The organism is Azoarcus sp. L1K30, assembly GCF_018122735.1.
In the GTDB taxonomy this organism is placed as follows: domain Bacteria; phylum Pseudomonadota; class Gammaproteobacteria; order Burkholderiales; family Rhodocyclaceae; genus Parazoarcus.
The window spans coordinates 4,264,615-4,283,311 of the sequence record NZ_JAGRRD010000001.1; the positions used below are offsets into that span (position 1 = coordinate 4,264,615).

The following is an 18,697-nucleotide window of genomic DNA, read 5'->3' on the forward strand; positions in this document are numbered from 1 at the left end:
GTGCGACGCCGATCTGGGCGGCCCGTTCCATGAGTCGGGACTGGATCTGCTCCAGCTCCTTGATGCGGGCCAGCAGCTCCATCTGGGTGACAATGCTGCGATCGATCGCAGCGGAGATTTCCTCTTCCCTTGAGCTTGCCCCGGTCAGTTGGCGGTCAATGCCGGCGCTGATGTCGCCAGATCTGGCGTCGGTTCCGGAAGATCGCACATCCGGGGCGACAACCAGTCGGTCTCCTGTTTGTACCGAAGGCATGGGCATTCGACGTTGTGTCGAGCTTGCGGCGGCACCGCTTGGCGCCGAGGTGGATCTTCTCGTTGATGCAGGCGCGCTCGAACGCGAAATGTCGGCCAGATTCGGGATGGAAAGGCGTGTGCCAGGTGGCAGCAGGGCTGTTCTCGAGCGGGTGTTCGGGAACCGGCCCGGATTGGCCTGCACCGTCTTGCGGATGAACGTCCGGCGCGCCCCCGGATTGTCTGGATAGAGCGCACGTGCGATCCCGCTCAGCGACTCGCCGGGCGCCGTTGTCCACTGCCGTCCGTCCGCAGGTTTGGCAGCGGGCCCGCGCGGTGCGTCTGCCTTGCTTGCGGCACTTGCCTGTGTCGGCGCCGAAGGGTAAGGGAAGAGCAGTGTGTAAGTGCGCCGCAAGCGCGATTCGCAGGTGTTCTCGATGGTCAGCTGTGCGATGGGGTGCTGCATTGCGTCGGGCGACGAAACGACGATGGTCGCATTGACACCGGAACCGACCGCGCTGATTCGCCCGCGCCTGATCGTGGGCAGATCGTTGTTGCCGTTCGGCGGGGTGACGACCCTGAGGCAGGCGCCGACCTCGCTGGCGCGTCCGCCCTGCGTGCTGATCTCGATGCGCAGGGGTGCGCCGATGGGTGACAGCGAACTGATCTCGCCCAGCACCGCCGCTTCGGCGAGAATCGGGGAGGCCAGCAATATTGTGGCGATGAGTGAGGCGATCAGGGTCCGTCTTATTGTCATATTCCGCTGGCCCGGCGGTAGATAAATTCGTGTTCCTGTTTTTATCAGACTATCGGACGCTATTCCAGCGAAGTTATGGGAATGTACGGAATAATTTCCCTGGGAGGCGCTTTTTTCCTGGAATGTGCGGTGTTCGCGCTGCTGCGGGGCGTGCCCGATTCGGTATACACTCTGTCATCCATACCTTGCCGTACGTGAAAATGCCGCTTTCTTCCCCACTTGTGGCGCGCGAACGCGTTCATACCCGCCGCCTTGAGATCGAGGGCTTTCGTCGTGACGACGGTTTGCTCGAACTCGATGCAAGCCTGGTCGATGTGAAGGATTGCGATTATCCGATTGCCTCGGGTGTACGGCCAGCCGGCGTGCCCGTGCACTTGATGAGGGTCAGGATAACGCTTGATGCGCAGTTCAATATCATTGCAGCGGAGGCGTGCTCCGACTTTGTGCCCTACCCGGGGGACTGCGACACCATCGGCCCTGCATACGGTCGCTTGGTCGGGCTCAATCTCGTGCGCGGTTTTCGAAAGACGATAAGCGAAATGTACGCCGACGTGCGTGGCTGCACGCACATCACGGAGTTGCTCAATGCGCTGCCCACGGCAGCAATACAGACCTTTGCGACCTTTCGCCGTGACAACGAGGACGACGGTGAGAAGCCGTTTCAGCTCGATCGATGCCATGCGCTCGAAACCTCGTCTGCTGCGGTGCAGCGCTACTACCCCAAGTGGTTCCGAAAGGATGATACGGTCCCATGAGGCACAGGCCGATGCACGGCTGTGCATTGCGCAAAAACGGTTATAATTTGTTGTTCTTGTGGTTACCCTGCACTGTTGCGGGCGTGCCGCAGGATGAGTCAGGCCCGGTCTGGCTGGCTGGTAGCGGTGAGCGTCGGTCGAGGGAGACGGCGTTCGTCGCGGAGCGAAGCTCCGAAGCGTCCCATCAACCTGCTCGCGGCGACCCATACGCCACGACTTCGATCGAAGGGCAATCATGAAGATTCATGAGTATCAGGCAAAAGAAGTTCTAAGAAAGTTCGGCGTTGTGACGCCGCGCGGCATCCACTGCACCAGCGTCGACGACGCAGTGAAGGCAGCGGAGACGCTCGGTGGCAAGATCTGGGTGGTAAAGGCCCAGATTCATGCCGGAGGTCGTGGCAAGGGCGGCGGCGTGAAGCTGGCCAAGTCGCTCGACGAGGTTCGTCAGTATGCGTCCGAGATCCTCGGCATGCAGCTGATCACCCACCAGACCGGTCCGGAAGGTCAGAAGGTGCGTAACCTGCTGATCGAGGAAGGCGCCGACATTCAGCACGAGTACTATGTTGCCGCGCTGACCGATCGCGCTTCGCAGCGAGTCGCCATCATGGCGTCGTCCGAAGGTGGCATGGATATCGAGGAAGTGGCTCACAGCACGCCCGAGAAGATCCTCAAGGTGTTCGTTGATCCCGCCACCGGTCTGACCGATGCGCAAGCCACCGAGCTGGCCAAGGGTATCGGCATGCCCGAGAGCGCAATCGCCAACGCCGTTGATGCGCTGAAGAAACTCTATACCTGCTACATGGAAACCGATGCTTCGCTGGCGGAAATCAACCCGCTGATCCACGAAAGCAACGGCACCGTGAAGGCGCTTGACGCCAAGTTCAACTTTGATTCCAACGCGCTCTACCGTCATCCGGAAATCGTGGCCTACCGCGACCTGGACGAAGAAGATGCCGACGAGATCGAAGCGTCCAAGTTCGACCTGGCGTATATCTCGCTCGATGGCAACATCGGCTGCCTGGTGAACGGTGCCGGTCTGGCGATGGCGACCATGGACACGATCAAGCTGTTCGGTGCCGAGCCGGCCAACTTCCTCGACGTCGGTGGTGGTGCCACGGCCGAGAAAGTGACCGAAGCGTTCAAGATCATGCTCAAGAACCCCAAGGTCAAGGGCATTCTGGTCAATATCTTCGGCGGCATCATGAAGTGCGACACCATTGCCAACGGCGTGGTGACGGCTGCCCGCGAAGTGAACCTCTCCGTCCCGCTCGTGGTGCGCATGAAGGGCACCAACGAAGATCTCGGCAAGAAGATTCTTGCCGAGTCGGGCCTGCCGATCATCACCGCCGACACGATGGCGGATGCTGCCACCAAGATCGTGGCTGCGGTCAAGTAAGGAGAGTCTGAATGTCCATCCTGATCAACAAAGACACCAAGGTCATCACCCAGGGCATCACCGGGAAGACGGGCCAGTTCCATACCGAGAAGTGCCAGGAGTACGCCAACGGCAAGAACTGTTTCGTCGCCGGCGTCAACCCGAAGAAAGCGGGCGAGAAGATTTTCGACATTCCCATTTTCGGCTCGGTGAAGGACGCAGCGGCTGAAACCGGCGCCACCGTGTCGGTGATCTATGTGCCGCCCGCAGGCGCTGCTGCCGCGATCTGGGAAGCGGTCGAAGCCGATCTCGATCTGGCCATCTGCATTACCGAAGGCATTCCTGTGCGCGACATGCTGGAAGTGCGCAACAAGATGAAGGCCAAAGTGGCTGCCGGCGGCAAGGAAACCCTGCTGCTGGGTCCGAACTGTCCGGGTCTGATCACGCCTGACGAAATCAAGATCGGCATCATGCCGGGCCACATCCACCGCAAGGGGCGTATCGGCGTGGTGTCCCGCTCCGGCACGCTGACCTATGAAGCTGTTGCCCAGCTCACCGAAATCGGTCTGGGTCAGTCTTCTGCCGTCGGTATCGGTGGTGATCCGATCAACGGCCTGAAGCACATCGACGTGATGCGCATGTTCAACGACGATCCCGATACCGATGCGGTCATCATGATCGGCGAGATTGGCGGTCCGGACGAAGCTGAAGCGGCGCAGTGGTGCAAGGCCAACATGAAGAAGCCGATCGTCGGCTTCATCGCGGGCGTTACCGCGCCTGCCGGCAAGCGCATGGGCCACGCCGGCGCGCTGATTTCGGGCGGCGCCGACACCGCTGATGCCAAGCTCGCGATCATGGAAGAATGCGGCTTCAAGGTCACGCGCGATCCGTCCGAAATGGCCAAGCTGCTCAAGGCCATGCTGTGATCGACTGATTCTGCTCGACTGCTGTCGATGGAATACGAGGCGCCGGACATGTCCGGCGCCTTTTTTTGTGCTGTCGGATCGTCTTGATGCGGGGCTACAATGCAGCTCTGGCCTCGGCAATCATCAAGCTCCGGTGCGGTGCTTGGGAGGGGAGGAGGGTGTCGCAGCAATGAGGGATTCCAACCAGGCAATTTCGGCGATGCATCCTTCTGGTTTTGATTTTGCCGGTCGCTCCGATATCGGCCTCGTGCGGTCGCGCAACGAGGACTCGATCTGGATCGATGCTGACAACGGCTGGTTGTTGCTTGCCGACGGCATGGGGGGCTATCAGGGCGGTGATGTCGCTGCCACGCTTGCCATTGCCACCGTGCTCGAGCGACTGCAGCGTCATGAGCTCGGGCATGATGGGTCGGCTGAGGATCGCATGCGGGTCCTCGGTGAGGGCATGACACTGGCGAACGATGCCATCCGCCTTGCGGGCGCGTCCAACGCCACGCTGGCCGGCATGGGGGCCACGATGGTGGGTGCCTGGGTCGATGGGCAGCAAGTGGCTTTTGCGCATGTCGGGGATTCCCGCCTTTACCGCTATCGGGCTGGTGTGCTGGAACGTCTCACCAACGACCATACGGTTCTGCAGGCGCAGGTCGATGCCGGCCTGATCGGGGCGCTTGAGGCCCAGCAGCTGCCGTATCGCGGTTTGCTGACACGAGGCCTCGGCGTCGCACCGCAGGTGGAGGTGGACGTCGGCCTCGACAGCATCTGCCCGGATGACCGTTACCTCCTGTGCTCCGACGGATTGACCGACATGCTCGGCGATGACGAGATCGGCCAGCTGCTGGGGCTTCCGCAGTCTTCGGCCCGGATTGCCGGCGATCTGGTTGATCGTGCGATTGCCCGAGGTGGCCGGGATAATGTTTCGGTCATCGTTGCGCGCCGTGCCGGGTGAGGTCATCATTGCGATGTATTCACGCGCCGCGATGCGCCAACCGATAGATGGGTGCTGGCAATGCCGAAGTTGATTCTTAGCATGGATGGTCTGGTCCTCAAGGAGATTCCGCTGAACAAGGAGCGGATTTCCATCGGACGCAAGCAAAACAATGACGTCCAGATTGACAACCTGGCAATCAGTGGTCAGCACGCGGTGATCACCTGCATCCTCGACGATGCGTTTCTGGAAGACCAGAACAGCACGAACGGGACCTATGTGAACGGGCAGCCGATCAAGAAACATGTGCTGCAGAACAACGATGTCATCGAGCTGGGCAAGTACCGGCTGAAGTTCCTGACCGATACGTCGCAACCCGGTTTGTCGGCGTCGGAACTGGTGGATACCGCGGCGTTGAAGCCGTTCGACATGTCTTCAGCGGCGGTCGAGACAAGCACGTCTACTGCGGGCACAGGCGAACGCAGCCCCGTCAGTACCCAGGTGCTGCCGCAGGCGGCACTGGAACAGCCCGCGCAGGCAGAGCCGCTTCTCGACCGCCTGGGTGTGATCCAGGTGCTGACGGGGGCAAATGCAGGGCGCGAGCTTGAACTCAACAAGACGCTGACGACGCTTGGCAAGCCCGGGCGCCAGGTAGCCGTTATCACGCGCCGTCCTCACGGCTATTTCATCACCCATGTCGAGGGGGCGAGCTTTCCGACGGTCAATGGCCGCACGCTGGATGCGCAGGCGCATCGTCTGGGTGATCATGACATCATCGAAATCGCCGGTGTGAAGATGGAGTTCTTCCTGCGTGCCTGATAGCGCAGACGGGGCGTGATTTTTGCCATAGGTGCGCGTTTTGACCGCTGTTAAGCTCCGACGGTATCGATAGAGAGGCAAGGGCGGTCGGTGCGATGCTTGGTAGCCCGGACAAGAACTATTCATGAAGCTCACGGTGCTTGGTTGCAGTGGCGGAATCGGCGGTGAGACTGCGCGTACAACCGCCTTTCTCCTGGACGACGACGTCCTCATCGATTGTGGTACCGGCGTGGGCGATCTTGAACTGGACGCATTGTGTCGTATCGATCACATCTTCATCACGCATTCTCATCTCGATCACATCGCGTCGATTCCGCTGCTTGTTGATTCGGTGGGCGACGAGCGCGGATATCCGGTCACCGTCTATGCGACGCCCGAAACCTTGCGCATCCTGCGTTCGCATATCTTCAATTGGCTGGTGTGGCCCGACTTCACCTCGATTCCGGATCGACACCATCCCTTTTTGCGTTTTCAGCCGCTCAAGGTCGGGGAGTCCGTGCAGCTCGGCGGGCGCACGGTGTCGGCACTGCCTGCCCATCACACGGTACCTGCGGTGGCGTACAGCATCGACAGTGGACAGGGGCAGCTGATTTACTCGGGCGATACGGCTTACTGCCCGGAACTGATTGCGGCGATAAACCAGTCCCCGAGATTGAAGCACCTGATTGTCGAAACGGCCTTTTCCGATGAGCAGCGTGGTCTGGCGATGGCTTCCCGGCACTTGTGCCCGAGCATGCTGGTCGCAATGCTCGAAGAGTTGTCGGTATCTCCCGAAGTTCATATCAGCCACCTGAAGCCGGGCCAGGGCGAGCGCATCATGGGGCAGATCGCCGCCGGTGCCAGCCGTCTCAAACCCGAGGCGCTTGTGGGTGGGCAGGTCATCGAGTTTTGATGCAACACTTTAGCCATAGCTCGGTAGAATGACACTGCATCCACACTTAGGCGCAGATGTCTGACTATGAGTACAAAGCCCTCGGCTCCCGGAGAGGTTGCGCGACGCCTGGCCTTTTTCAAGGGTCTGCAGGCGATCACGACGCGCATCCATGCAACCAACGATATCGACGAGATCATTTTCGAGTTGTCGGGTGAGTTATGCGTACTGTTCGACGCCGCGCGCCTGTCCATTTACGTCGTGGACGAATCCGGTGATTCGATCTCGACCAAAGTCAAGACCGGTCTGCACGGGGTACGCAATATCCGCCTGCCGATTTCCGAAAGCAGCGTTGCCGGCTTCGTCGCCTTGACCGGGCAGGCGCTGAACATCGTCGATGTCTATGACGCCGAGGAGCTCAAGGCCATTTCCCCGGATCTGCAGTTCCGTCACGAGGTGGATGACAGCACCGGTTTTCGCGCGCGCGAAATGCTTGCCGCGCCCATAAACGACCCCGAGAGCGGCGTCAGGCGTGGCGTTATACAGTTGATCAACCACAAATCCGGCGGCGCATTTTCCTCGGTTGCCGAAGAGGGGCTGCTCGGTCTGGCGCAAACACTTGGCGTTGCATTTTCGCGTCGCGCCAAGGTCGCCCCGGCGCAACTTCGTTCGCGTTTTGACGCACTGGTTGCGGATGGGCTCATCACAGCGGAAGAGTTGTCCGAGGTTACACGTGAGGCGCGTGACAGTGGTGCTGCGGTCGAACCGTTGCTGATTGGCTTGTTGGGGCTTTCACCGGCCGATATTGGTGGTGCTGCCTCGCGTTTCTATGGTGTCCCTTACGAGCCCTTCAATCCGGACCGGGTCAAGCCGATCGATCTGCTGCGTTACCTGAAACGCGAGTATGTGCAGCAGAACCATTGGTTGCCGCTGGAGGAGACGACCGAAGGGTTGGTGATCATGGCGATCGACCCAGAGCAGATTCGGGCGTCGCGCGTCGCTCACAACGTGTTTCCGAAAAAGCGGCTGGTTTTCCGGGTGACCACGCGAGACGAGTTCGAGCGTACGGTGAATCAGTTCTTTGAGGCCTCGCTTGATTCCAGCTCGGTGGATGATCTGCTGTCCGACCTTGATGAAGATGCCGACGAGGTCCTGTTGGGCGACGATGCCAACGCGGCGGCGGATAATGAGCTGGTCAAGCTCGTCAATAAGATCATCATCGATGCCTACAAGCAGGGGGCGTCGGATATTCACGTCGAGCCGAGACCGGGCAAGGAAAAGACGCTGATCCGCTTCCGCAAGGACGGAACGCTGGTGCCTTATATCGAAGTACCGGCCAGCTACCGCAATCCGCTCGTCACCCGTATCAAGATCATGTGCGACCTCGATATTTCGGAGCGTCGCAAGCCGCAGGACGGCAAGATCAAGTTCCGCAAGTACGCGCCGCTCGATATCGAGCTGCGGGTCGCCACCGTTCCCACCGCGGGCGGGCTCGAGGACGTGGTGATGCGGGTGCTGGCCAACAGCGAGCCGATCCCGCTCGAGGAGCTCGGGCTGACGGAGGCGAATCTCGAGATGCTCAAGGGGGCGGTAGCCAAGCCCTATGGTATTTTCTTCGTGTGTGGCCCGACCGGTTCGGGCAAGACCACTACGCTCCACTCCATCCTTGGCTATATCAATACCCCGGATACCAAGATCTGGACAGCAGAAGACCCGGTTGAGATTACTCAGAAAGGCTTGCGCCAGGTGCAGGTCAATCGTAAGGCCGGGCTCGATTTCGCCACCATGATGCGGGCCTTTCTGCGTGCGGATCCGGACGTGATCATGGTGGGTGAAATGCGCGACGGGGAGACGGTATCGGTCGGTATCGAGGCCTCGTTGACCGGGCATCTGGTGTTTTCCACGCTGCATACGAACAGCGCGCCCGAATCGGTCGTGCGACTGTTGGACATGGGCATGGATCCGTTCAACTTCTCCGATGCGCTGCTCGGGGTGTTGGCGCAGCGCCTGACAAAGCGCCTGTGCAAGCATTGCAAGGCGGCCTACGAGCCGGACGAGGCTGAAATCGATCATCTTCTCGACGAGTACTGCCTCGACATGCACTCCACCCCCGCTTTCAAGGCGGATCCGCTTGCGGCGAGAAAGCAGGTTCTGGCGCACTGGCGTTCGGCCTATGGCAGTGCCCAGGGCAAGTTCACCCTTTACCGTGCGACGGGCTGCGTGGAGTGCACCCAGGGTTACAAGGGCCGCGTCGGTCTGCACGAACTGATGCTCGGGTCGGATCAGGTCAAGCAGATGATTCAGGAGCGTGCGCGGGTTGCCGAGCTGCTCGGTGTCGCCTTGACCGAAGGCATGCGCACCTTGCGCCAGGACGGCATCGAGAAGGTGCTGGCCGGCATCACCGACCTCAAGCAGGTGCGCAAGGTCTGCGTGCGCTGATTTTTCTGGGGGGCGGTACGGTCACGATCGTGCCGCGGCCGGTTAGAATTCCGGCTTCGATCCCCTCCGGAGTCCGCCCATGTTCCGTATTGCCCCCAGTCTGCTGTCCGCCAACTTCGCCAAACTGGGCGAGGAGGTAAGCAATGTGGTGGCCGCCGGCGCCGACTGGATTCATTTCGACGTCATGGACAATCACTATGTGCCCAATCTCACCATCGGGCCGCTGGTGTGCGAGGCGATCCGTCCGGTGACGACGGCGCCGATCGACGTGCACCTGATGGTGAAACCGGTCGACAGGATCATTCCGGACTTCGCCAAGGCCGGGGCCAACATCATCACCTTTCACCCCGAGGCCTCGGAACATATCGACCGCAGCCTGGGGCTGATTCGCGATGCAGGGTGCCAGGCCGGGCTGGTGTTCAATCCCGCCACGCCATTGCACTATCTCGATCACGTGATGGACAAGATCGACGTTGTCTTGCTGATGAGCGTCAATCCGGGCTTTGGTGGGCAGAAGTTCATTCCGGAAACGCTCAACAAGTTGCGGGCGGCGCGTGCTCGACTCGATGCCTACGAGGCCGAGACGGGGCGTCACATCCTGCTCGAGATCGACGGTGGCGTGAAGGCCGACAACATTGCGGAGATCGCGCGGGCGGGTGCAGACACCTTCGTCGCCGGTTCGGCGGTGTTCGGTGCGGCAAAGGAGAGCGATCCCCATCGCTATGACTCCGTCATTGGCGGTCTGCGCGCCGAATTGGCCACGGTGGCGGCATGAGTGGCCGCCGGTTTGCGCCGCGCGCAGTCCTGTTCGATCTCGATGGCACCTTGCTCGATACGGTGGGGGATCTGGCTGAGGCATCCAACCGCATGCTGGCCGAGCTGTCGCGGCCCTTGCGCAGCCTGGACGAAATCCACAGCTTCGTCGGCAAGGGCTTGCCCAATCTCGTCAGGCGCTGCCTGACCGAAGGTGGTGATGCGACCGAGGCCGAGATCGAGCGCGCCATTACCGTGTTCAGGCGGCACTATGCCGAAGTGAATGGGCAGACGACGCGGATCTATCCGGGCGTGACCGAGGTTCTGGAGGACTTGCGGCAGCGCCGTATCAAGCTTGCCGTCGTCACCAACAAGGCCGGCGACTTTACCCTTCCGCTACTTGCGCGCATGGGGCTCTCCTCCTTTTTCGACGCGGTCGTCAGTGGCGACACGCTGGCGGTAAAGAAGCCCGATCCCGCGGTGCTGCATCACGCCTGCGAATTGTTGCAGGTCGAGGCAGGTGACGCGCTAATGATCGGCGATTCGCAGAACGACGCCCTTGCCGCGCGCGGTGCGGGGATACCGGTGCTTCTGGTGACCTATGGATATAGTGAAGGCATGCCGGTGGACAGCATCGAATGCGATGGGCTACTATCGAACGCAATTCATGTGCTGGACCATATCGACCGCCCATGAACTTCATTGCCCCGTCAGTCATCTCCACTACAGATCGAATCGTGACGCACGCAAACAGGGTTTCGCCCTTCGCTCCGGCCTTTGCTCTCAGCCTCCAGCCTTCGTGGCGGACCGGCTGGCGTTGGCCTGTGGGCCACAGATAAAGCGATCCCCCTGCGGGTCGCCGGTTGCTCCGGATACCGGAAAGACCCGCCACCCGCCTGCAGTGCCCAGTCCGAATCAAACCCGTTCCAAGTGGAGCTCCCATGCTCGAACAAGAATTCAATGCCCTGGCCGCCGAGGGCTATAACCGCATTCCGGTCACGCTCGAGACCTTTGCCGATCTCGATACGCCGCTGTCGATCTACTTGAAGCTCGCCAATGAGTCCTACACTTACCTGCTGGAGTCGGTGCAGGGCGGTGAGCGTTTCGGACGCTACTCGTTCATCGGGCTGTCGTCGCCCACCCGTATCGAGGTCTACGGCCGATCGGCGCTGCTGCTGACCGGAAACCGCCTGGTCGAGCGTCGCGACTACGGTGATCCGCTCAATTTCGTCGCCGAGTTCATGAACCGCATCAAGGTGCCGCCGCGCGAACATCTGCCGCGCTTCGCCGGCGGCCTCGTGGGCTGCTTCGGTTACGATACCGTGCGCTACATCGAGCCGAAGCTGGCGAAGACCGAGAAAAAGGATACCCTCGGCACGCCCGACATCCTGCTCCTGCTCTCGGAAGAGATCGCGATCGTCGATAACCTCACCGGCAAGCTGACGCTGGTCGTGTATGCTGAACCCGAGGTGCCGGGCGCTTACAAGCGCGCGCAGAAGCGTCTGCAGGATCTGCTTGGCCGACTGCGGGCGCCGGTGCAGATTCCGACCGAAACCCGTGCCGCCTCGGCGCCTGCACAGTCGAGTTTTGGCGAGGACGCGTTCAAGGACGCGGTGCGCCGTGCCAAGCAGTACATCGTCGACGGCGACATCATGCAGGTCGTGCTGTCGCAGCGCATGAGCAAGCCGTTTGCCGCGCACCCGATGGCGCTGTACCGGGCGATCCGTTCGCTCAATCCATCGCCCTACATGTTCTACTTCAATCTCGAGGATTTCCATGTCGTCGGGTCTTCGCCCGAGATCCTGGTCCGACTCGAGGACGAAAACGTCACCGTTCGTCCGATCGCAGGCACACGCAAGCGGGGGGGCACTGTGGCCGAAGACCTCGCGCTCGAGAAGGATTTGCTGTCCGACGAAAAGGAGTGCGCGGAGCACTTGCAACTGTTGGATCTGGGGCGCAACGATGCTGGCCGCGTGTCGGAAACCGGCTCGGTGCGGGTGACGGAGCAGTTCACCGTTGAGCGTTATTCACATGTGATGCACATCGTGTCCAACGTCGAGAGCAAACTCAAGGAAGGGCTCAACGCACTGGCCGTGCTGCGCGCGACCTTTCCCGCCGGGACCGTGTCCGGCGCGCCGAAGGTAAGAGCGATGGAGATCATCGACGAGCTCGAACCGGTCAAGCGGGGTATCTACGCGGGTGCGGTGGGCTATGTCGGCTTCCATGGTGACATGGATCTGGCGATCGCGATCCGCACCGCGGTGATCAAGGATGGTCAGATCCATGTGCAGGCAGGTGCGGGCATCGTTGCCGATTCCGACCCCGAAGCCGAATGGCAGGAAACCCACAGCAAGGCCCGTGCGATGCTGCGGGCGGCAGAGATGGCCGAAGGCGGCCTGGATACCCAAGGCTGACAAGGACGACCGACATGCTGCTGATGATCGAGAAGCAGCATGCAATTCCGGCAGTGTTCGCAGGGTAACGCGGTGACATCAGAAGACCGTGAAAACACGGTCTATGTGTTACGCTACTTTCCGCAAAGTAACGCTTACATCCGACAAAAAAGCGGGTACATTCTCGGGTACTGATCTCCTGTACCCGCTTTTTTATGCCGCTAACCGACGTTAAGATCCGACAGGCAAAGGCCGTCGATAAGCCAATCAAGCTCACTGACGGCGCCGGCCTCTATCTGGAGGTCAGACCGAACGGGTCAAAGCTCTGGCGGTACCGGTACAAGATCGCCGGAAAAGAGAACCTCTTTGCGCTTGGCGACTATCCAACCGTTTCGCTCCAGGATGCACGCAGGGCGCGCGAGGATGCGCGTGAGCTGGTGAAGCATGGCCTTCACCCATCTCATGCACGACAAGCAGAGAAAGCACGCCAGGTGAGCGAAAACGAGCAGACTTTCCGTGCGGTTTCTGAGGAGTGGATCGAAAAGAAGCGAGCCGGATGGTCTGGCTACTACCTAAAGCAAGTCATGCGCGGGATGGAATCCGACGTGTGGCCATACATCGGTCGTCTTCCGCTGCGCTCGATCAGCGCAAGCCACGTTCTCGAGGTGCTGAATCGCGTCACTGGGCGTGGGGCAGAAACTGTGGCGATCAACCTGAGGCAGTGGTGCTCATCGGTGTTCCGCTATGGTGTGTCCACGCTGCGAGCAGACGTCGATCCGGTGGCCGCACTCAAGGGCGCGATCATTCGTCCAGTGGTGAAGAATGCGCAGCCGATGAGCCGCGACCAGCTGAAAACCTTCATGACGAAGCTTGACCAGTATGGTGGGCTAAGAACCACCGCTCTGGCGATCCGCCTGCTTCTGTACACGTTTGTTCGAACGGTAGAGATGCGCCGCGGAGAGTGGTCTGAGATCCATGATGGAACCCACCTGTGGGTCATTCACGGCGACAAGATGAAGATGGGGCGCACGCACATCGTCCCACTCTCTCGCCAGGCGCTGGAGGTACTCACAGAGTTGCGCCGCATTACTGGTGGAGGGGTAAACATGTTCCCGAACTCTCGCCGGCCGAACGACATCATGAGTGCAACGACGATCAATCGTGCAATGGAATACCTTGGTGTTCCGTTCAGCGGTCATGACTTCCGGGCAACAGCATCAACGCACCTCTATGAGATGGGGTGGAGTAGCCATGTCGTTGAAATGCAGCTGGCCCACGCAGAGCGGAACAAGGCGAAGGCAGCATACAACCACGCCCAATATCTGGCAGAGAGGCGTGACATGATGCAGGCGTGGGCGGACTGGCTGGACGCGATCAGGGAAGATCCCGTCACGCCTTCCCTTTGACCCGCTCGACCGTGCGCAGGCCACCAAGGCCGAGCATGCCTGTGAGCAGCACGAACAAGGTGTCGTTGTCGATCGGCGGCAGAGGCGGGACGCTTCCGCCGGCGATGCTCACCACCCACGGAAGGATGGGCTGAAGGAAGAACTGATAGACGAGCCCGCCGACGCAGGCCCAGCCAGTTGCCGGGCGCCATCCGCCGCGAAACATGTCGGTCTGTGCAGCCTCGACCTTGTTGGTCTCGATCTGTCCAAGCGCGATCTGCATCTCGGCGTCCAGCGCTGCAAGCTCCCCCTTCTGCGCAAGCTCGAGCATCTTCAGCTTTGCGTCTGCTGCCTGCGCAGGGTCAGGGATGAGCTTGTCCAGGATGTTTCCGATCATCGGCGCGAGAATTTGCCACATTTCAGTGCCCCCAAATGGTTCGGATCATGCTGCGCTGTAGTGCGAAATTCACGGCGAGCAGCGCGCGGATGTTGGCGTCGACGATCAAGGCGTTCGACAGCAGGATTGACTCGGTAGTTCTGTGCCAGTCCATCGACTTCGTGACGGCTGGACGTGTGGCCATTCGGTAGGCGGTGAGGTTGGTGACGGTTGCAAGCACGGTCAGACCTCCATCAGGTTGGCAGCCATCCGACGAGCCCAGCCCTTTCCGAACGCATCCCAGGTTGGGAGATCGGTCATGAACTGCAGGCGCAGGCCGCAATACACGCCGGCCAGCCTCGCCGGGTCAGCTGCGCGAACCGCCGCCAGCGTGCGCGGCCCGATGATGCCGTCTGCGGTAGCCCCTGCTGCCCGCTGCAGCCACAGTGTTGCCTGCTTCACCCCGCTATTCACGGCCGCGTCAAACACGTGAAAGCGCAGCGTGTCAGGAAGGTCGTCTGCGCGCACTGAATCCCAATACTGTCGGCGGTAGATCAGCTTAGCGGTGTCTCGAGGAAGATCTCGCATTGCCCCGCTGTACCCGAATGCGCGGGCCACCGCAGCTGTAACGCCCCACATCGTTTCCCGGCCAGGGTCGCGCGGGTGGTTCGAATACCCGCCTTCGTGTCCGATCAGCCGGTCGAACGCCATATCGAAATTCATCTGTTGCTCCTTTCGCGCATCCAGTCTTGTGCTGCACCCGCCGTGCGGAAGCGCTTTACCCGCACCGCCCTGAACTCCCAGACGCGGTATGCCCCGGAAAAGAAGAGCAGCATGTTCCGCGGCGTCCACAAGTCCCTTTTCGGCGGGATGTACTCGAGCGCGAACAGCTGCCGAAGGCCGCCCTGGTGGGCGGTGCCGAAGTGGGGAACCATCCCAGCGAAATGCAGCGACCTTCTCGTCCATGCGTAGCCCTTGAACCAGCCGATCGCCCAGAACCACATGGCCACGATCCAGCAGTTCAAGAGCTTCACAGGCGGTCAGCTTTCCGCTGCGCGATCGAGTACCCGAGGTCGCGAACCTTGTCGGCACCGAACAGGCCGATGACGGCGCCGACGAACGTTCCGAGCCCACTCGGCAGGCCAATGGCCTCCGCCCCGGACGAGATCGCCAGCGCGATGGCCCCGCAGAAAAGGCCCTCAAGGAACCGGCGCATACCGCGCGGCTCCCTGTCGTCGTACAGGATGCGCAGCCAAGCAATGAGCGTTCCGAATATCGCGGCTTTCATGGGTTCGGGGAGTGCTTCCCAAAATGAGTTCCAGATGGCGGTGAGCAGGCCGATGTCTTTTTCTGGCATCTACTATTTCCAGGCATGAACCGGAACGGCGAAATCGTGGCCGTCGATCCGGATCTTCAGCTTTCCGATGTAGCGTCCGGGCTTACTGCTCGAAAAGACCGGGTTTGCGCTGCTTAGCTCGAGCACTGCGCCAATTGGGCCGGCTTCCGCGATGTCGAGAATGGCAGGGGTCTGCGCTCCGTTGGCCATCTTGACGAGCGCATCGTCGCAATCGATGTTGCAGTTCATCCCGACACCCAGCGCTGCGGCGCCGCGGTCGCCCATGCTGGGGGACATGTCGATCCCGAAATCAATCGTTGGGCGAGCTCCACCGGTCGCGTTGCCGAAGTTGAAGCCGATCCCGAAGCGGTTCCGCGTTCCAGGCCCATTCGCCCACACGTCGATTTCCACTCCGTAGAGCGCGCCGATGTTCCCGCCGGTCAAGTCCTTCGCCTCGAAGCACGCCGCCCAGGTCGGCCCCCGACCGTACTTGAACCCTTTCCCGTAGCACGCAACGTTCTCGCCCTGGTTGGCGAAGTTGTTCATCGCGAATAGGGAGGCCCACTCGAATGCCTGTCCTGTTGCCTGTGTCGTGATATCCACGACGAAGCCGCATTTCAGTTCTCGCACGCCGCCCGGCGGGGCGGTGTAGGTGACCGCCAGGCTGCGCGGCTCGCGAGCGAACTTTCCAGATGGCGGAAGACCGCCGGTGAACTTCGGATCAGACATGGCTCGCCCCTTATGCGGTGATTACCGACGCAGCGATGAACAGGGCATCGACGTCTGCATCGGTCAGGCCGAGCACCTGCTGCATGCCGGCGATGGTGGGACTGGCGCGGACGAACTCGCTGGCGTCCTGCCAGGCGAGTCGGGCAATGTCCGTCGTTGGAAGGCCAGACATGTAGGCCTCGACACCACCAAGCAGGCCCGCCTGAGCAAGCGCAGCGCGGGCCTGAAACCGCGTGACCGCTCGAGGAACAAGGCTGATCGGATCGACGGGAATGGATTCCCAAGCGCCGCTGACATACCGCTTTCCGAGCACGTCGCTGTCGGCAGCTACTTCGACCATGTTCGGTGCGGAAACCGCTGAGTGCAGATGCGACACAGCGACTGCGACGTTGTTTTCATCAATCTGGGCATAGGTTTTCATCAGTAGAACTCCTCCACCTTCCATTGGCCGTGAACATAGGTCCCATAGGAGGCGTCGAGGTGAATCCTCAAGTTGGTGGAAGACGTCAGCCTGCAAAAAGCCTCGTAGGCAGAAAATCCGCTGCCCGCCTTGTACATGGCATTTTGAGCAGCGTCCCCGATCCCACCGACAAACCGGACGATGCATTTCGCCGGATCGACCGCAGAAATCGTGACGTCGAGGTATTTTGTGTCCTGCCCAGCGCCGGACGACATCGCCGCACTGACGATGCCTGTTTGCACAGACTTGATCGAACCAACAGGAAGCGCAGAGACCTTGTTCAGAATCACCGGGCTCAATGGATCAGACATATCAGCTCTCCACGGTTGACGTGCTCGTCAGCACGCCGGAGGTGTAGGTGTAGGTAGTGGTGCGAGTCACGCCGGCATAGATGACTACCATGGTCGTGAGCACGCCGCTCGAGTAGGTCAGGGTGGTCGTTCTGGTTCCGCCGGGTAGCGTCTCGCTGATGCCTGTCAGCACACCGGAGGTGTAGGTGTAGGTGGTCGCGCTGCTCCGCCCGATTTCTGCCGCTACCTTCTGGCTTGACCAAGCCTTCACGGCCGATGGCGCACCATCGTCGATAACGCCGGCGGCAACATAGGCGGCGGCCTGCTGAGCCCAATGCTTGGCGCTGTACTCGCCGCCGGATACCGGGCTCCCGAGTTGCGTCGCCCACGACATCGAAAGCGTTGCGGATCCGGATGCAGAGGACGCTGACGATGCTGAAGCAGAGGCGGATGATGCCGAGTTACCGGCCTGAACTGTTGCGAGTGAAACCTGCGCGGCGGCAAGTGCTACCTGATCTTCCGCCAGCCCTACCTGAACGGCGGCCTCTGCGGCAGACGCAGCGGCATTGCCGGCTTGCGTCGCGGCATCTGCAGCGGCCTGCAGGAGTTCGTCGCGGTATTCGTCTGCGGTCTTGGTGTCGGTGATCTTCGTCTTGAACGACCGGCTCACCTGGTCTGCGACCTGCTGGATCTGGATGGCTTGGCGGTCGAGCGCATCCTCGATCACCTGCGGGTAGAAGCCCCCGGCATTTGTGATGTCGGTCGGCTGGGTGTTGAGCAGCGCGCTCGTTGCGGCCAGTGTTTCACCCGTTGCCGGCGCAACCAGCATCGTGATGGTGCCGCCCGGGTTTGCATTCTGGTCCGCGTTGAGTGCGACGGTGTAGTCTGCGAGTAGGGTTTTCGTCGCCTCGAATCCGTCCGAGTCGGCAACGACAACCCTGACGTCAGATGCCGAGAAGACTTTGAACTCGAACGGAAAATCGACTGTTGCGCCGTTTCCGTCAAACGGCCCGGCTTTGCGCGTTTCGGAACTGACGGTCATGGATCCTCTCCGGAGAATGCCGCAAGGCTATCCCCGGATCAGCGAACCACGCGCACCGATGCAGAGGCTCTACTTCACTCCACCGAGTCGGCCTGTCGTTTTGCAGGTTTCACCTACCGTCATCCGCGCCGAGTAATCGACCGTGACAAAGCCGTCGACCGTTCTGAGCTTGTTGATCGTGATCGACCCGGCCACGCCGTTCGAACAGGAATATGTGCCGGATCCGGAGAACACCGATCCGGCCTGCGGCATCGTGACCGCATAGGAGCAGCTTCCCCCGTTGTCTCCATACATGGTCATCCGATACCCGTTGCTTCCAGTTGAGGTGATCTGCGCAACGCCGCTTTCGCTGCCGGATTCGTTGTTCTGTCCGATCGTGCATCCGGTCCTGGAGTAGGTCCCAGCGTACTGCCACCGACCAGCGATAGACGGTGTTGCATAGGAAAACCGCTGCAGCGGGATGGTCCCAGTCTTTCCGTCATAGCTGTAGGTGAATGTCGCGCTGTTCTCCGACGAGAAGGAAATCCGTGCGGTTCCAGGGTATTCGCGCTGCACCACGCCATTCACGAGGGTTGCGCGCTCGAGCTTCCCGTCGAGGGCGCCGTTGACCAGCTTGCCCGCCAGGAGCATGTAGGTCGATTTCCCGGTGTCGTCAAAGTAGTACCAGGCAACGGCGAGCGTGTCGCCCTGGTGTCCAATGTTGAACCCAGACCCGATCTGTCCCGGATTGGACCACCAGTCCTGATAGTTTGACGTCGCAAGAGCGGATGAACTGCAGATCGCCGCGGCAACAGACAGCACCGCAGCAAGCGAGCGCTTTGACTTCATCATGATT

The 18,697-nt window shown here is 60.8% G+C and carries 22 protein-coding genes; 11 read left to right on the forward strand and 11 right to left on the reverse strand.

The features are described from left to right. On the reverse strand, nucleotides 1-988 hold a 988-nt coding region (locus J5J83_RS19630; RefSeq protein ID WP_212351615.1), incomplete at its 3' end, for a hypothetical protein. Between the two features lie 200 nt (nucleotides 989-1,188). On the opposite strand from J5J83_RS19630, the gene J5J83_RS19635 reads away from it, so the two are divergent. The 11 genes from J5J83_RS19635 (at nucleotide 1,189) to J5J83_RS19685 (ending at nucleotide 13,650) form a co-directional block, all read left to right on the forward strand. Further along, on the forward strand, nucleotides 1,189-1,743 hold the full coding sequence (locus J5J83_RS19635; protein WP_212353463.1) for a DUF2889 domain-containing protein: 555 nt from the start codon (nucleotides 1,189-1,191) through the stop codon (nucleotides 1,741-1,743). Between the two features lie 235 nt (nucleotides 1,744-1,978). Further along, nucleotides 1,979-3,139 (forward strand): ADP-forming succinate--CoA ligase subunit beta, encoded by a 1,161-nt coding sequence (gene sucC / locus J5J83_RS19640; RefSeq protein ID WP_212351616.1) that lies wholly within the window; start codon nucleotides 1,979-1,981, stop codon nucleotides 3,137-3,139. Between the two features lie 11 nt (nucleotides 3,140-3,150). Continuing rightward, nucleotides 3,151-4,044 (forward strand): succinate--CoA ligase subunit alpha, encoded by an 894-nt coding sequence (gene sucD, locus J5J83_RS19645; protein WP_212351617.1) that lies wholly within the window; start codon nucleotides 3,151-3,153, stop codon nucleotides 4,042-4,044. A 169-nt stretch (nucleotides 4,045-4,213) separates the two neighbouring features. Further along, the gene (locus J5J83_RS19650) at nucleotides 4,214-4,990 is read left to right on the forward strand and encodes a protein phosphatase 2C domain-containing protein (protein ID WP_249115794.1); all 777 of its coding nucleotides are present in this window, start codon (nucleotides 4,214-4,216) and stop codon (nucleotides 4,988-4,990) included. Between the two features lie 60 nt (nucleotides 4,991-5,050). Then, nucleotides 5,051-5,788, forward strand: a complete 738-nt coding sequence (locus J5J83_RS19655) for an FHA domain-containing protein (RefSeq protein ID WP_212351618.1) — start codon at nucleotides 5,051-5,053, stop codon at nucleotides 5,786-5,788. 124 nt (nucleotides 5,789-5,912) lie between these two features. Further along, complete coding sequence (locus J5J83_RS19660; protein WP_212351619.1) at nucleotides 5,913-6,680, forward strand: 3',5'-cyclic-nucleotide phosphodiesterase; 768 nt, start codon at nucleotides 5,913-5,915, stop codon at nucleotides 6,678-6,680. A gap of 66 nt (nucleotides 6,681-6,746) precedes the next feature. After that, nucleotides 6,747-9,098: an ATPase, T2SS/T4P/T4SS family gene (locus tag J5J83_RS19665; RefSeq protein WP_212351620.1), complete on the forward strand. Its 2,352-nt coding sequence runs from the start codon at nucleotides 6,747-6,749 to the stop codon at nucleotides 9,096-9,098. Between the two features lie 79 nt (nucleotides 9,099-9,177). Continuing rightward, nucleotides 9,178-9,873 carry a ribulose-phosphate 3-epimerase gene (gene rpe, locus J5J83_RS19670; protein ID WP_212351621.1) on the forward strand — a complete coding sequence of 232 codons (696 nt, stop codon included), beginning with the start codon at nucleotides 9,178-9,180 and terminating at the stop codon, nucleotides 9,871-9,873. Next, a complete protein-coding gene (locus J5J83_RS19675) occupies nucleotides 9,870-10,547 on the forward strand; it encodes a phosphoglycolate phosphatase (RefSeq protein ID WP_212351622.1) in 678 nt (225 codons plus the stop codon). The genes rpe and J5J83_RS19675 overlap by 4 nt, the downstream gene beginning before the upstream one ends. A gap of 245 nt (nucleotides 10,548-10,792) precedes the next feature. Beyond that, nucleotides 10,793-12,265: an anthranilate synthase component I gene (gene trpE / locus J5J83_RS19680; RefSeq protein ID WP_212351623.1), complete on the forward strand. Its 1,473-nt coding sequence runs from the start codon at nucleotides 10,793-10,795 to the stop codon at nucleotides 12,263-12,265. A 194-nt stretch (nucleotides 12,266-12,459) separates the two neighbouring features. Continuing rightward, entirely contained in the window at nucleotides 12,460-13,650 is a 1,191-nt protein-coding gene (locus J5J83_RS19685) for an integrase arm-type DNA-binding domain-containing protein (protein ID WP_212351624.1), read from the forward strand. Here the strand turns inward: J5J83_RS19685 and J5J83_RS19690 are convergent. From J5J83_RS19690 to J5J83_RS19735, 10 genes are all read right to left on the reverse strand, one after another. Continuing rightward, nucleotides 13,634-14,047 carry a holin family protein gene (locus J5J83_RS19690; protein WP_212351625.1) on the reverse strand — a complete coding sequence of 138 codons (414 nt, stop codon included), beginning with the start codon at nucleotides 14,045-14,047 and terminating at the stop codon, nucleotides 13,634-13,636. The two genes, J5J83_RS19685 and J5J83_RS19690, sit on opposite strands and share 17 nt — an antisense overlap. Nucleotide 14,048: 1 nt before the next feature. Next, nucleotides 14,049-14,246: a hypothetical protein gene (locus J5J83_RS19695; RefSeq protein ID WP_212351626.1), complete on the reverse strand. Its 198-nt coding sequence runs from the start codon at nucleotides 14,244-14,246 to the stop codon at nucleotides 14,049-14,051. Between the two features lie 2 nt (nucleotides 14,247-14,248). Then, nucleotides 14,249-14,728 carry a glycoside hydrolase family 108 protein gene (locus J5J83_RS19700; protein WP_212351627.1) on the reverse strand — a complete coding sequence of 160 codons (480 nt, stop codon included), beginning with the start codon at nucleotides 14,726-14,728 and terminating at the stop codon, nucleotides 14,249-14,251. Beyond that, the gene (locus J5J83_RS19705) at nucleotides 14,725-15,009 is read right to left on the reverse strand and encodes a hypothetical protein (RefSeq protein ID WP_212351628.1); all 285 of its coding nucleotides are present in this window, start codon (nucleotides 15,007-15,009) and stop codon (nucleotides 14,725-14,727) included. Before J5J83_RS19705 ends, J5J83_RS19700 begins: the two co-directional genes overlap by 4 nt. A 26-nt stretch (nucleotides 15,010-15,035) precedes the next feature. Further along, nucleotides 15,036-15,362 (reverse strand): phage holin, lambda family, encoded by a 327-nt coding sequence (locus J5J83_RS19710; protein ID WP_212351629.1) that lies wholly within the window; start codon nucleotides 15,360-15,362, stop codon nucleotides 15,036-15,038. 3 nt (nucleotides 15,363-15,365) lie between these two features. Continuing rightward, nucleotides 15,366-16,070, reverse strand: a complete 705-nt coding sequence (locus J5J83_RS19715) for a hypothetical protein (protein WP_212351630.1) — start codon at nucleotides 16,068-16,070, stop codon at nucleotides 15,366-15,368. Nucleotides 16,071-16,080: 10 nt separating this feature from the next. Next, the gene (locus J5J83_RS19720) at nucleotides 16,081-16,491 is read right to left on the reverse strand and encodes a hypothetical protein (protein ID WP_212351631.1); all 411 of its coding nucleotides are present in this window, start codon (nucleotides 16,489-16,491) and stop codon (nucleotides 16,081-16,083) included. Further along, entirely contained in the window at nucleotides 16,491-16,841 is a 351-nt protein-coding gene (locus J5J83_RS19725) for a hypothetical protein (RefSeq protein WP_212351632.1), read from the reverse strand. Before J5J83_RS19725 ends, J5J83_RS19720 begins: the two co-directional genes overlap by 1 nt. A gap of 1 nt (nucleotide 16,842) precedes the next feature. Next, on the reverse strand, nucleotides 16,843-17,862 hold the full coding sequence (locus tag J5J83_RS19730; protein WP_212351633.1) for a hypothetical protein: 1,020 nt from the start codon (nucleotides 17,860-17,862) through the stop codon (nucleotides 16,843-16,845). Nucleotides 17,863-17,931: 69 nt separating this feature from the next. Then, nucleotides 17,932-18,693, reverse strand: coding sequence for a hypothetical protein (locus J5J83_RS19735; protein ID WP_212351634.1), 762 nt, complete (start codon nucleotides 18,691-18,693; stop codon nucleotides 17,932-17,934). Between the last annotated feature and the right edge of the window lie 4 nt (nucleotides 18,694-18,697).